The sequence below is a fragment of the Massilimicrobiota sp. An134 genome (genome assembly GCF_002160815.1).
Classification (GTDB): Bacteria; Bacillota_I; Bacilli_A; order Erysipelotrichales; family Coprobacillaceae; genus Allocoprobacillus; species Allocoprobacillus merdigallinarum.
This window is the reverse complement of record NZ_NFLH01000003.1, coordinates 124,085-137,535: the sequence shown is the minus strand read 5'-3', so window position 1 is coordinate 137,535 and position 13,451 is coordinate 124,085. Positions and strand designations below refer to the sequence as shown.

The 13,451-nt window shown below is 32.3% G+C and carries 12 protein-coding genes and 1 pseudogene; 10 read left to right on the top strand and 3 right to left on the bottom strand.

Annotated features, from left to right (window positions below):
* The 6 genes and pseudogenes from B5E79_RS02630 to B5E79_RS02605 form a co-directional block, all read left to right on the top strand.
* A partial coding sequence (locus tag B5E79_RS02630; protein ID WP_158095454.1) for a tyrosine-type recombinase/integrase occupies nt 1–815 on the top strand: 815 nt, incomplete at its 5' end.
* Complete coding sequence (locus B5E79_RS02625) at nt 815–1,765, top strand: tyrosine-type recombinase/integrase (protein WP_087245008.1); 951 nt, start codon at nt 815–817, stop codon at nt 1,763–1,765. The genes B5E79_RS02630 and B5E79_RS02625, both read left to right, overlap by 1 nt.
* Nucleotides 1,752–2,777, top strand: a complete 1,026-nt coding sequence (locus B5E79_RS02620; RefSeq protein WP_087245007.1) for a tyrosine-type recombinase/integrase — start codon at nt 1,752–1,754, stop codon at nt 2,775–2,777. The genes B5E79_RS02625 and B5E79_RS02620 overlap by 14 nt, the downstream gene beginning before the upstream one ends.
* Nucleotides 2,778–2,831: 54 nt before the next feature.
* Nucleotides 2,832–3,005, top strand: a pseudogene (locus tag B5E79_RS13770) (IS200/IS605 family transposase); the annotation flags it as partial.
* A gap of 225 nt (nt 3,006–3,230) precedes the next feature.
* Nucleotides 3,231–3,992, top strand: coding sequence for a metallophosphoesterase (locus tag B5E79_RS02610; RefSeq protein ID WP_087244495.1), 762 nt, complete (start codon nt 3,231–3,233; stop codon nt 3,990–3,992).
* Nucleotides 3,989–4,822 carry a MurR/RpiR family transcriptional regulator gene (locus B5E79_RS02605; RefSeq protein WP_087244496.1) on the top strand — a complete coding sequence of 278 codons (834 nt, stop codon included), beginning with the start codon at nt 3,989–3,991 and terminating at the stop codon, nt 4,820–4,822. The genes B5E79_RS02610 and B5E79_RS02605 overlap by 4 nt, the downstream gene beginning before the upstream one ends.
* On the opposite strand, the gene B5E79_RS02600 is transcribed toward B5E79_RS02605, so the two are convergent.
* The 3 genes from B5E79_RS02600 to B5E79_RS02590 form a co-directional block, all read right to left on the bottom strand.
* Nucleotides 4,816–5,637, bottom strand: a complete 822-nt coding sequence (locus B5E79_RS02600) for a metallophosphoesterase (protein ID WP_087296858.1) — start codon at nt 5,635–5,637, stop codon at nt 4,816–4,818. The two genes, B5E79_RS02605 and B5E79_RS02600, sit on opposite strands and share 7 nt — an antisense overlap.
* Nucleotides 5,634–7,376, bottom strand: a complete 1,743-nt coding sequence (rnjA, locus tag B5E79_RS02595) for a ribonuclease J1 (protein ID WP_087244498.1) — start codon at nt 7,374–7,376, stop codon at nt 5,634–5,636. Before rnjA ends, B5E79_RS02600 begins: the two co-directional genes overlap by 4 nt.
* 269 nt (nt 7,377–7,645) lie before the next feature.
* Nucleotides 7,646–8,515, bottom strand: coding sequence for a DegV family protein (locus B5E79_RS02590; protein WP_087244499.1), 870 nt, complete (start codon nt 8,513–8,515; stop codon nt 7,646–7,648).
* A 178-nt stretch (nt 8,516–8,693) separates the two neighbouring features.
* Between B5E79_RS02590 and B5E79_RS02585 the strand changes: the two genes are divergently transcribed.
* The 4 genes from B5E79_RS02585 to B5E79_RS02570 all read left to right on the top strand — a co-directional run bounded on the left by B5E79_RS02585 (nt 8,694) and on the right by B5E79_RS02570 (nt 13,450).
* Complete coding sequence (locus tag B5E79_RS02585; protein WP_087296857.1) at nt 8,694–9,509, top strand: mechanosensitive ion channel family protein; 816 nt, start codon at nt 8,694–8,696, stop codon at nt 9,507–9,509.
* A 222-nt stretch (nt 9,510–9,731) separates the two neighbouring features.
* The gene (locus tag B5E79_RS02580; protein WP_087296856.1) at nt 9,732–11,402 is read left to right on the top strand and encodes a peptide ABC transporter substrate-binding protein; all 1,671 of its coding nucleotides are present in this window, start codon (nt 9,732–9,734) and stop codon (nt 11,400–11,402) included.
* A gap of 107 nt (nt 11,403–11,509) precedes the next feature.
* Nucleotides 11,510–12,454 (top strand): ABC transporter permease, encoded by a 945-nt coding sequence (locus B5E79_RS02575; protein ID WP_087244502.1) that lies wholly within the window; start codon nt 11,510–11,512, stop codon nt 12,452–12,454.
* Nucleotides 12,455–12,460: 6 nt separating this feature from the next.
* Entirely contained in the window at nt 12,461–13,450 is a 990-nt protein-coding gene (locus B5E79_RS02570; protein WP_087244503.1) for an ABC transporter permease, read from the top strand.
* Nucleotide 13,451: the final 1 nt, after the last annotated feature.

Genomic DNA, 13,451 nt, shown 5'->3' with positions numbered 1-13,451 from the left:
TTCTCGTGTATTTAGAAAACAATAATGTGTTCAATACAAAAGATATCAGTCATCAGATGATATCGAATTATATTCTATCTGAACATTTTGAAAATAGAAAGATAGCAGGCATATCTGCAGAAATTATTGGTCTTAGAAAATTTATTAGCTATTTAGAAGATAGAAATCTGACATCCTATAGTAATATTCATTTTGCATGCATTACAAAGAAAAATGATATTCGTCGCATAGTAACAACCTACAATGATGCACAGATGTCTGTGTTACTTGAATCATATCATGATTTCCCCAGCAACCTAAGAAACAAAGCAATCTATCTCCTGGCTCTAAGATGCGGATTGAGAATGTGCGATATCTTTAATCTCAAGTTTGAAAATATTGACATGAAAAATAAAACTATCCATATCATCCAGAAAAAAACAAATGTTGCATTATCATTGCCATTTGATAGTGAAGTTTCTAAGGCAATCATTGATTATCTATTGAATGAAAGAAGAAAATGTGACTGTCAATACGTGTTCATCACGTCAATTGGTCAGGTTAGAAAATTGACGCATAATACTTCAATAAGAACTTTTAGAAGATTCAGATCTCTAAAAAAAGAAGATCAGCCAAATCAGTTTGGAATTCACATATTAAGACGAACATTCGCTTCCAGCCTGTTGACTGCAGGAGCAGATGTATCATTGATATCAGCTGCACTTGGTCATATCAACAACGCTACTGTTGATAAATATCTGTCAACAGATAAACAGAAGATGAAAAGATGTGCATTATCAATTGATCTTTTTCCCTATGAAGGAGGTCTATTCTAATGAGTTATTTGAAGCAATATATTGAGCCAACCAAAAAAATGTTCAATCATTTAGGATACAGACTTGATTATCTTGATTCAAGACTAAAGGAGCTGGACAAATATTATGATAAACATTATCAAAACAGAAAAGAATTAACTAGAGAAATATCAGATGAATGGATATATTCGATAAAAACAAAATCAAGATACGTTATTTCTGAAAGAATAAGCACTATAAAATATTTAGGTATATATTTGAATTCTATTGGCATATCGGCATATATTCCTGATTACTCCATCAGATTAGGCCCCCATAAAGTGATATCACTGTTTGATGATGATCAGCTGGTACGATTTTTTAGAGGAGCAGATAATATCAAACCGCATATACGTTCTCCTAACAGAGAATATATCATTCCCATTATTTTTAGATTGATCTATACCTGCGGACTAAGAAATTCAGAAGCATGTCATATCAAGATGGAAGACATTGATTTAAAGAATGGAACAATTAGTATATATCATTCCAAAGGAAACAAGGATCGAACGGTCTATATGAGTGAAAGCATGAAAGAATTATGCATTCGCTTCAACGATGCATATTCAGGCATCATTTTGAATAGAGAATATTTCTTTCAGCCATCATATGATAAGACACGTTTGACTAAACATAATATTGATGATTTCTTTGACAAGGTGCTTGAGTTAACTTTATTGAATAGAGAATTTTCCATAAAACCAACAGTGCATGGACTACGTCATTTATTCGCAGTCAACAGTATGAGAAAATGTTTGGATGAAGGTGAAAGTTTTGAAAACTGGATCAAATACCTGAGCCAATATATGGGACATAAATCAGTCAACGAAACGATGTATTATCTGCATTTGGTTGAAATGCTTGTACCTGAATACAGAGAAAAGATGTCTGCAATCACTGAAGGGATTGGTGTTTCATATGAAGAAGACTGAACCGTTTTTTATACATATCAACAGTTTTATTGAACATATGAAAACAGAACTCAAAAGTGATAAGACCATTGAAACCTATATAAACGGTCTGAATTCTTTTAGAAAATACCTGACAGAAGTGCTAAATATGGATATTGAGAAGATAATATTCAACGATATTAATGACAACATCATAAGATCATATTTGAAATATGTCATGGATAATGGTAGTTCCCTGGCAACCAGAAACATAAAGCTAGTATCAATCAAAGAATATATAAGATATTGTGCACATCATGATATTACATTAGTACCTCTACAATTAAGTGTCAGTAAAATAAAAACAAAAAAGATTATACCGAAACAGCATAACTGGATAACAAAGGAACAAGTGGAACTACTTTTGGAGCAACCATCCAGAAACAGAACTGGAATACGTGATCGATTTATTATTCTTTTTCTGTTTTCAACTGGAACACGCCTGAATGAAATGCTTGAATGTAGAATCAGTGACATACATCTAAATAATAAAGATCCATATGTAATCGTAACTGGAAAAGGAAGTAAGAGACGTGTCATACCACTAACAAATGAGCTAACAGAAAACATGAAAATATATATTGAATTATTCCATCGAAACAGTTCACCTGAAGATTATCTTGTTTATACGATTCATGATAGTCGAAAGCATAAAATGTCTCAAGATAATGTTCAGCGAATAATAAAAAAATATAGTCATATGGCAAGAAAAATTGACATAGACATACCGAAACTTCATCCGCATATGTTGAGACATTCGTTTGGAGCAATACTGTATAGAAGTGGCATGTCCAGAGCAGAAATAGCAAAACTTATGGGGCATGAGCAGGAATCGACAACCGAAATATATGTAGAAACTGATGTGGAAATGATCAGAGAAATACTGAAAAGGATAAATGGAGAAAAAATAAAAGATGATTATGAAAATTTATCTGAAGAAGAAAAAGATAGACTCAATAAAATGTTTTATGCCGATAAATCAATAAAAAACTAATGATGATACAATGATTATTTCAATTTAATCGGCATAATTATTTTATCGGTATAAGTCAGCACAGTCGGATTGAATGATGAGACAGTAGCGAAATACATACGCGAACAGGAGATGCATGATCAGGCAATGGACAAATTAAGTGTAAAAGAGTACGCAAATCCATTTTCGAAAGCAGAACAAGAAGCATTAAAAAGAACAAAGGAAAAGAAGGGAGCAAAAGGGAAGTAGAGAAAAAGTCCCTTTGAGGGACAGCGAGAGTCAAAAGCGGTAAGCTTGAACGAAGTGAAAGCAGCGCCTTGAGACGCGAGCAGGTAAGCGAGGCTTATAGCCTCAGAACAAACTACCCTTTTAAAGGGTAGTTTTGATTTTAAAGACATAATTTTTTTTAAAATAAAAGTGGGTTTAGTTTATAAAAAAATATAATTATGATAGAATGTAATGGGGTGATGATATATGGAAAAAAGAATATTTGTTATATCAGATCTTCATGGACAATTTGTATTGCTTCAATTGTTATTAGAGCGTATTGGTTTTACTGAAAATGATGAACTTTATATATTAGGGGATATTATGGATCGTGGACCTAATAGTATTGATATTTATTATTTTGTAAAGGCGATGGATAATATTCATATGATTAAGGGTAATCATGAAATTATGATGCGTCAATCTATGTTGGCTGCTTTGAAATATAATGATTTGGATTCAGAAAGATCGAACCCATATCGTTTATGGAAACAAAATGGTGGGCATAAAACAATTGATAGTATTAGAGAGTATTTACAAAAAGATTACATTCCTTATGAAGAGTATTTTGATTTAAAACGTATGTTTATCAAAGAATTAATTTCATTTATTGATTCATTGCCAAGTTATTATGAATTAGATTTGAATGGAAAACACTATGTATTGGTACATGCTGGGGTAGACCCAGAAATCCCATTAGAAGAAAATGATGAAGAAATTTTGGCATGGATTCGAGAATATTTCTATTTGAATGAAGCAAATCCAGATTACACGTACATCTTTGGACATACACCTTGTTGCTTTATTAATGATGATCATTCATTTGATATCTGGTATGATCCAGATTATCATAATAAAATTGCAATTGATGGTGGTTTGGCAGTAGGGAATAAAGGTCAGCTGAATTGTTTGTGTTTAACAAACGGTGAGGTTACAGTCATTAAATATGAGGAAGGACAATCTCAATGAGAAGTGCCTTCTATAATTTGATAAACTTCATCAATATGACAAATATTCATGATGTTTATTGGGGTGCAGCAAAGAAAATATTACAGAATATTTATAAGATTCCAGAGAGTAGTATTACTGATGTTGCGAAAATGTGTTATGTATCCACAGCAACTATTTCCAGACTTTGTCGTAAATTGAATTATGAATCATTTGCTGATTTTAAAAAAGATGTGACAATGAATCTTCATTATTTTAATCAAGATGCAAAAAGATTACTTTTCGATCATCAGCTTCCATCACCTGAAACAATAGGAGAAGGAAAAGAAATTTTTAAGAATCATTTTCAAAATGTAATTCGCAATCTTCAGGATACGTATGATAATATTCGTTATGAAGATTTGATCTATATTGTAGATAAAATTCATGATGCCAAACATATCTGTTTTGCAGGTAATTTCTTTACTCAGTCAGTGTCAATGCAATTACAGATTGAACTTTGTTATTTGGGTAAAGATTGTGTGGCTATGTATCCTTTGGAACAACAAAAAAACATTTATAAAACTTTAAAGGATTGTGATTTAATTATTGTATCTTCTATTGCTGGTGGTTTTTTCAAAGATCATATTGAAACAATGAGAGAACTGGTGAAGACAGAAGCATATGTGATTGCTATTACACAATTAGAGGAGTTTCCATATAGTGATAAGGTCGATATGATTTTAAGAGTAGGAAATGATCATCACTCATTGATTGGTAAATTTTCTATTACATATATCTTTGAAGTATTAGAAGCCTTATATCATCTTAAATACGGTATGAAAAGCAATGAAAAAAGCAACGATTACTGAGAAGTATCGTTGCTTTTTGCAGTTAAGACAACAAAATTCACCTGATTTGGACATAACACTTTATATGGGAATGAAGAAGGACCGCTTAATCCATTAGAAACGATTAATGTCGCATTTTTTTCTTCATATTTTCCATGATTATAAGTCTTAGCTCCCTCGATTGGGAACATAGCGCCCAAATAAGGCAGATATACAGAACCACCATAACTATGTCCTGATAATTGTAAATCCACAACATTTTTGGCTTGTGTAAATGTATCAGGCTGGTGTGAAATGCCAAGAATCAATTTATCTTGAGATGTTTTAAATTGAGAAAAATCATATTCATCATCATAGGCAACTAAAGTAAAATTGGTTTCCTTATAATAAATAGGTCTTGTTTCATTGCTGAGAACTTCAAACCCACCATTATTCAACACTTGTGTGACTTCTAATGATGAAGCTTCATCATGTTCACCAAGAACAGCTAATTTACCATACTGACATTGAATCTTTTTTAAGATTTGAGAAACTTCATCAGCTTTAAAAACTTGTTCATCATATAAATCTCCACCAAAGATAACCATATCAAATGGATATTCATTTAATTCATCAACAATTTTTTCAAAACGTGTGATGCTATCTTGGTCAGTGAGATTAACATCTGATATGAAAGCAATTTTAAAGCCATTTAATTGTGAAGAAACAAGAGAACTTATATATTTTTGTTCATGAAATTCATAATCTTCTGGTGAAATGGCATAAACATAATAACCGAGAAAACATAAACCAAAGACGATTAATAATAAAATTAATCGTCTAATCAGCTTTTTCATACTTTTTTATTCATAATGACAGGAATAATCATTGGATTTCTTTTTGTTTTCTGATAGAAATAAGGAGCCAATGTATCCCTGATTGTATTTTTGATTTCACCAAAAGTTGTTTTTCTTTTTAATAATTTAGAAAGTTCTCGACTAACCAACAACTCAGCTTCACGAATCATATCCTTGCTATCTTGCATATACACAAAACCACGTGACATAATGATTGGTTTATTTAATAAACATCCTCCGCGAGAGTCCATAGAAATAAGGACTGAAACCATACCATCTTCACTTAAAATCTGACGGTCTCTTAAGACAGCAGTAGATAAACCAGTAATATCATTACCATCTACATAGATATCATCAACATGAATACGTGGTCCAAGACGTGCTTCTTCATTGTGTAAAAGAATAGAATCACCATTAGATAAAACAAAGGCGTTTCCTTTTGTGAGTCCAACTTCTTCAAATAACTTCGCATGAATTTTTAACATACGGTATTCCCCATGAACAGGGAAGAAATATTTAGGTCGTGTTAATAATAACATTAATTTTTGTTCCTCTTGAGAGGCATGTCCTGAAGTATGTAAGTTATTGATGGCTTCATTAGTTAAAACTCTGGCACCAGCACGGTATAATTTATTGATAACCTTGCTGACACTGCTGGCATTTCCAGGAATTGGATTTGATGAAAAGACAACAGTATCTCCTGGTTTAATAGAAACTTGACGATGTGTTCCATTCGCAATTCGGCTTAATGCAGCAAGCGCTTCTCCTTGGCTACCAGTACATAGAATTAAAATTTCATTATCAGGTAAGTTTTTAGCTTCATCATTTTTAATAAAGAAACGGTCAGGACATTTAATATATCCCAGTTTTCTAGAAACCTGAATATTGTTTTCCATAGAACGACCAAATACTAAAATCTTACGATTGAATTTAACAGCCGCATCAATAATCTGTTGAACACGGTGGACGTTAGAAGCGAATGTCGCAACAATTAAGCGACCTTCCGTCTTTCTGAATTCTTCTTGTACACTATAAGCAACCTGTTTTTCGCTAATGGAAAAGTTAGGAACTTCAGCATTCGTAGAATCACTTAAAAGAAGAGTCACACCTGTTTCACCTAAAAAGGACATAACCTGAAAATCAGCAGGATCACCAACTGGCGTTAAATCAAATTTAAAATCTCCAGTCGAAACAATGCGACCATTAGGTGTATTCACAACAATTCCTAAAGATTCAGGAATAGAGTGGTTGGTTTTAAAGAAACCAATATTAAAATATTTTGTTTTAACCTGTGATAAATTATTGATTTGAATCAATTTTGTGGCTTGAGTTAAACGTTTTTCTTCAAGCTTTCTTCTAATCATGGCACAAGCTAATGGTGAAGCATATATAAAAGGAATGTTCACAACCTGTAATAGAAAAGGAATTCCTCCAATATGATCTTCATGTCCATGTGTAATCAATAAAGCTTTAATTTTCTTTTGGTTACGTTTTAAATATGTATAGTCTGGAATGACGTAATCAATTCCAGGAAGTCCATCTTCTGCAAATTTAACACCGGCATCAATAATGACCAATTCATCATTGTGTTCAATGCAATACATATTTTTTCCAACTTCGTTAAGACCACCTAAAGCAAAAACTTTTGTATCAGTGGATAATGATTCTTTTTTGTGTTTGTTTTTATTATTATAGGATGTTCTTCTTTGAAAAGAACGTTTTTGAGGCATATCTGCCATTCATTCTCACCTTTCTTTCTATTGATTTATAATGAATGTCTTTTTGAGATAGTTTTCAACAGCATGATGAAAGTATCTATACTTATATATATTATACCATTTTTCATATGTTTTTTCATTAGTGCTCTCTATTTTATCTATTATTATGATAAAAAAATGTTGAAAAATGAAAATCTATCTTATTGACATACTGTATCATAACTGAAAATATAGTGAAATGCAAATAGAAGATACGAATTTAACAAAAAAGCTACTCCTTTGAGTAGCCGTTAAATCTTTTTACATGCGCCAATTGCTAAAGAATGAGGTCCAATATGACAAGCAACACTTAATGAAAGTGGGTCACAAATGACTTCATGATTTGGGAAAGCTTCTTCCACTTCTTTTTTGAATTCAAGTGCCAAATCTCTATCATATGTATAAGCAATCATGATATGAGCCTCTGACATATCTTCATGTATGGGATCAATACGTTCTTTAATATCTTTTTGAAGGGCTTCAATCATTATTTTTGATGCTTTTTGCATTGTACGTGTTTTTTGGAAAGAATCTAATTTTTCACCTTGAATTGTGAGAACAGGTTTGATTTTTAATAATCCTCCTAAGGCTGCAGCAGCTGGTGTAATACGACCACCTTTTTTTAAATATTCCAAAGTGTTCACAGTAATATAGATAGATGCATTGAATTTATTTTCCATTAAGATATCATGAATTTCTTTTGCATCTTTACCTTGTTTCGCTAATGCCATGGCATCCAAAACATCCCGTTTTTGAGTCACAGAAATACGTTGTGAGTCTACAACAAAGACTTTTCCTTTATAATCTTCATCATCAGCTAACATCATAGCAGTCTGGCAAGAACCACTTAAACCACTTGACATTGGAATATGCACAATCTGATCATAATCTTCTAAAATACGATCAAAGAAAGCCGTCACTTCTCCAGCGGCTGGCTGTGAAGTAAAAACTTCAGCTCCATTCATTAACTTATCATAAAACTCTTCTTGAGTCAGATTGATATCTTCTTTATATTCCTGACCATCAATAGTAAAAGGCATAGGTAAAACAAAAATTCCTAATTCCTTGGCTTCACTTTGCGTAATTCCACTATTACTGTCAGTCATAATTGCTACTTTCATGAAATTCCTCCTTATGTTAATAATATTATTGTATCTAAATAAAAAAATAATGCAACTCTTTTTGTGCATTGAGATATATTTCTAGGGTGAAAATAATAATGATATATTCATATAAAATTGCAAAAAAGATATGATATAGATTGTGAATGTGATAAGATAATGAAAAAAGAAAAGAGGAATGAAAATGCTAGATCGATTGATTGAAAAATATGCTGGCTTTGGTATGAGTGTCATAGAAGCTACCATTATATTTATAGTTGGATGGTATGCTGTGAAAATAATATTACATATTCTTTCAAAGATGATGAGAAGAAGTCAGATTGATGCGATTATTGAGAATTTTGTTATATCTATATTAAATATAGGATTAAAAATCATTGTGATTATTACTGTCATTGCACAGTTAGGTGTACCTACAACATCATTAGTGGCCGTTTTAACGACAGCTGGAGCTGCTATTGCATTAGGCTTGCAAGACTCTATGAAAGGTATTGCTTCAGGTATTACGATTTTATTTTCTAAACCATTTATTAAAGGAGATATTATAGAAATAGATGGCTATGTAGGAACTGTTCAGGAAATACAGCTTCTCTATACAATTGTCATGACATTTGATAATAAAATGGTTGTTATTCCTAATAATGATCTGGTTTCATCTAGTTTTGTCAATTATTCACATGAAGATATCCGTCGTGTGACTATGACGGTAGAATTACATCCTGATAGCGATGTTCAAAAATTTAAGAGTGCTCTTATGAAAATTATAGATCAGCATCCATATGCTTTAAAGGAACCAGCACCAGTTGTGAAAATTGGCGAATATAAAGAAAGAAGTGTTTCCATGCAAATATGGGTATGGTCTAAAAATGAATATTTTTATGATTTGAATGATGATTTGTGGGTAGCAGTCAGAGATATTTTCAAAGAACAAAATATCAAAATTCCATCACAACAAATTGATGTCCATATTCAACAAAATGATATAAAATCATAGAAAAAAATGTTTAAACATTCATACAATACCGATATAATTGTATACAGATGTCAAAAAATAATATCTATATTTAGTTAAAATACAAAAAAATATGTGTTTCGGTTGGTTTATAACAAAAAAGCAAAAAAACATTAAAAAAGTATAGCAATCTTAAAAGAGTTGTGATATATTAGTAGAAAATAACTGACGTGATTGGTTATTTTGGAGGAGGGAAATTAAATAATGAAAAAGAATTGGTTTGCAAAAGCTGCCGCTTCTGTAACATGCTTAGCTATGTTAGTTGGATGTGGTAGTGGTGGATCAGCTGGCGCTAATGAGATCACTATCAATTTAGGAGCAGAACCACCTGAAATGGACTCTATTTTAACAACATCTTCAGGATCAATGAACGTTTTACGTCACTGTGTTGAAGGTTTAGTTAGCTTAGATGCCAATGATGAAGCTGTACCTGGTATGGCTGAAAGCTGGGATGTATCAGAAGATCAAAAAACTTATACATTCCATTTAAGAAAAGGAGCAAAATGGAGTAACGGAGAAGAAGTTACTGCTCAAGACTTCGTATTTGCATGGAATCAACATTTCAATGCAAGAACTGGTGCACCTTATGCATCAACTTGGATGACTAAAATTGCAGGTGCTGAAGATATCTTCAATGCAACTGCTGAAAAAGTAGATCCTAAAGATGAAAAATCAGATTATAAAATGGCAGAAGCAGATATTCCTAAATATATGGAAGAACATGCTGGATGGAAAGCAATTGATGATTATACTTTCCAAGTTACATTTACTGGTCCATTCCAATACGCTGTTGTATTGATGGCATTCCCATCATTCTTCCCAGTAAATCAAAAGGCTTATGAAGAAGCTGGTGGAAACAACAACTATGGTACTGATGCTGATAAATTAGCATATAATGGTCCATTTACAATTACTTCATGGGTTCATGAAGACAGTATTGTCTTAGAAAAAAATCCAGATTACTGGAATGCTGAAAATATTAAATTAGACAAAATCACTATGAGAATGATCAGTCAAGAAAATACTGCTATTAATGAATTTAATAATGGTTCTATTGATATGATCGGGTTAACAGGTGACAATATTGCACAATTTGAAAATGCTCAAGGATTTGATGATGGTGGAGCTTGGTATCTTGAATTTAATTCACAAGAAAAACCATACAATAACGCTAAAGTTCGTAAAGCTTTAACTTTAGGTGTTGATGCTCAAAAAATGGTTGATACTATTGTTCAAAATGACTCTAAAGTAGCAACTACATTCACACCACCAGCTGTAGCTCAAGGTGCCTTCACTGAATACTGTGGAGATATTTTCCAACATGTAACTAATAATGATTATAGTGAAGCAAAAGCATTATTAGAAGAAGGATTAAAAGAAGAAAAATTAACACTTGCAGAATTCTCACCAGAATTACTTTGTGATGATACAAGTGCTGCAAAACAACAAGCTGAATTCCTTCAAGCACAATTAAAAGAAAACTTAGGTGTAAGTGTACAAATTAAACAAGTCACATATAAAACAAGATTAGCAAATATGGATAAAGGTGAATTTGAAATCGTATTTGCTGGATGGTCACCAGATTACAATGACCCAATGACTTATCTTGATATGTGGGTAACTGGAAATGGTAATAACCATGGTAAATGGTCTAATGCTGAATATGATAAGATCATCGAAGAAGCTTCTCAAATTGCTGATAAAGATGCTTATTATGCTAAATTAAAAGAAGCTGAAGAAATCTTAGCTGAAGAATGTCCAATTGGATTCATTTATGATAGACAAACAAGTTATGTAACAAGCGATAGATTAAAAGGTGTTATTAGAACTGCATTCCAAGACATCAATTTAAACTATGCTTATATTGAAGAATAGTCAAAAGTAATACTGATATTTTTTGAAGAAGATGGGCTATATAATATTGTCTATATAGCCTTTCTTTATTTTAATGTGGAGAAAAATGTCTAGAAAGGTGTGAGTTTATGGGAAAGTATGTATTGAAAAGAATCATATATGCTTTAATAACTATCTTAGTTCTCCTTGCATTGACGTTTATAATGATGCATATGCTACCGGGTGACCCATTTAGTACTGGTAAAGCAATGAGTGAAAGTACAAAACAGGCTTTACGTGAGTTTTATGGGTTAGATAAACCATTAGTAGAACAATTTATAATTTATATTCAAAATGCAATAACAGGAGATTTGGGAATTTCTATCAAATATAACAGACCTGTTATTGATATTATTATGGAGTCATTCCCTGTTTCATTCCAGTTAGGGATGTTCTCATTAATTTTTGCAGTTATTGCAGGAATTGCTTTAGGAGCCATTGCAGCTATTCGTAGAGGAAAGACTGCAGATACTGTTGCTATGACTTTATCTGTTATTGGGGTTTCAATTCCAAACTTTATCGTTGCTGCAATTTTCCAATATTTTTTGGCATTAAAGTTGAATCAGCTGCTGGGAACCCAGATTTTTGCGATTACAGGATGGGGTAATTTGAATCAGATTATTTTACCTGCTTTGGCATTGAGTTTCAGTTCACTAGCAACAGTTTCACGTTTAATGCGTACAAGTATGCTGGATGTTTTAAGTTCTGATTATATTAAAACGGCTAAAGCAAAAGGTTTATCAGAACGTCAGATTTTATGGAAACATGCTTTACGTAATGCGATTATGCCAGTTATTACGGTTTTAGGTCCAATTGCGGCTGCTGTATTAACAGGGGGATTCGTTGTTGAGAATGTGTTTAGTATTCCGGGTATGGGGAAATTCTTCGTATTGGCTATTAAAGAAGCGGATTATACATTAATTGCTGGTACAACATTGTTCTATGGCGCATTCTTAATTATTGCTATATTAATTGTCGATTTATTGTATGGTGTTATTGATCCTCGTATCAATTTAGCAAGTGAAAAGGAGTAGTGTAGAATGAAAAAGAAAGAAATATTAAAACAAGAATTCGTTCCAGAAGAAGCATTATCTCCCGATTGTCATGTTGATGCAGCGGATTTTGAGTGGGTTGGACAAGATAGTGAGAAAATGCAATCTATCACTCGTCCAAGTACAAGTTTCTGGAAAGATGCATTTTCAAGAATTAGAAAAGATAAAGTAGCGATTACATTTTTGGCTATTTTAGCCGTGATGGTTATTTTAGCGATTATTATTCCAGCTGTTTATCCATATAAATTTGATATGACAGATGACCTTCATAAACATGTAGGTATGTTTTTCTCTGGTGATGGCCATTTCCATCTCTTTGGAACTGATTATTTAGGTCGAGATATGTTTGCCAGAATTTGGCGTGGAGCACGTATTTCATTATTTATTGCATTTGCTGCCGTTATTATCAATGTTATTATTGGTGTTATTTATGGTGGTATTGCTGGATATTTTGGTGGTATAGTCGATAACATTTTAATGCGTATCGCTGAAATTATTAATGGTATTCCATACTTATTGATCGTTATCTTATTGATGGTTGTTATGACTGGTGGGGTATTTACAATTATCATTGCTTACTCGCTTGTCGGTTGGGTAGGAACCGCCAGATTAGTACGTGGTGAAGTTATGCGTTTAAAGGAACAGGAGTTTGTTGTTTCTGCAAAAAGTATGGGAGCTTCTTCTGCACGTATTATTAGAAAACATTTAATTCCAAATATTTTATCTATCATTATTGTTAACTTAACATTAGCTATCCCTAATGCTATCTTTACTGAAGCATTCTTGTCTTTCTTAGGTTTAGGGGTACCTTTACCTGAAGCTTCATGGGGAACTTTAGCGAGTGATGGAATTCAATATTTCCAACAATATCCTATTGAATTGATTATTCCTGCTATTTTCATTAGTATTACAATGTTAAGCTTTAACTTATTGGGTGATAAGCTTAGAGATGCTTTTGATCCTAAATTAAGGAGGTAAC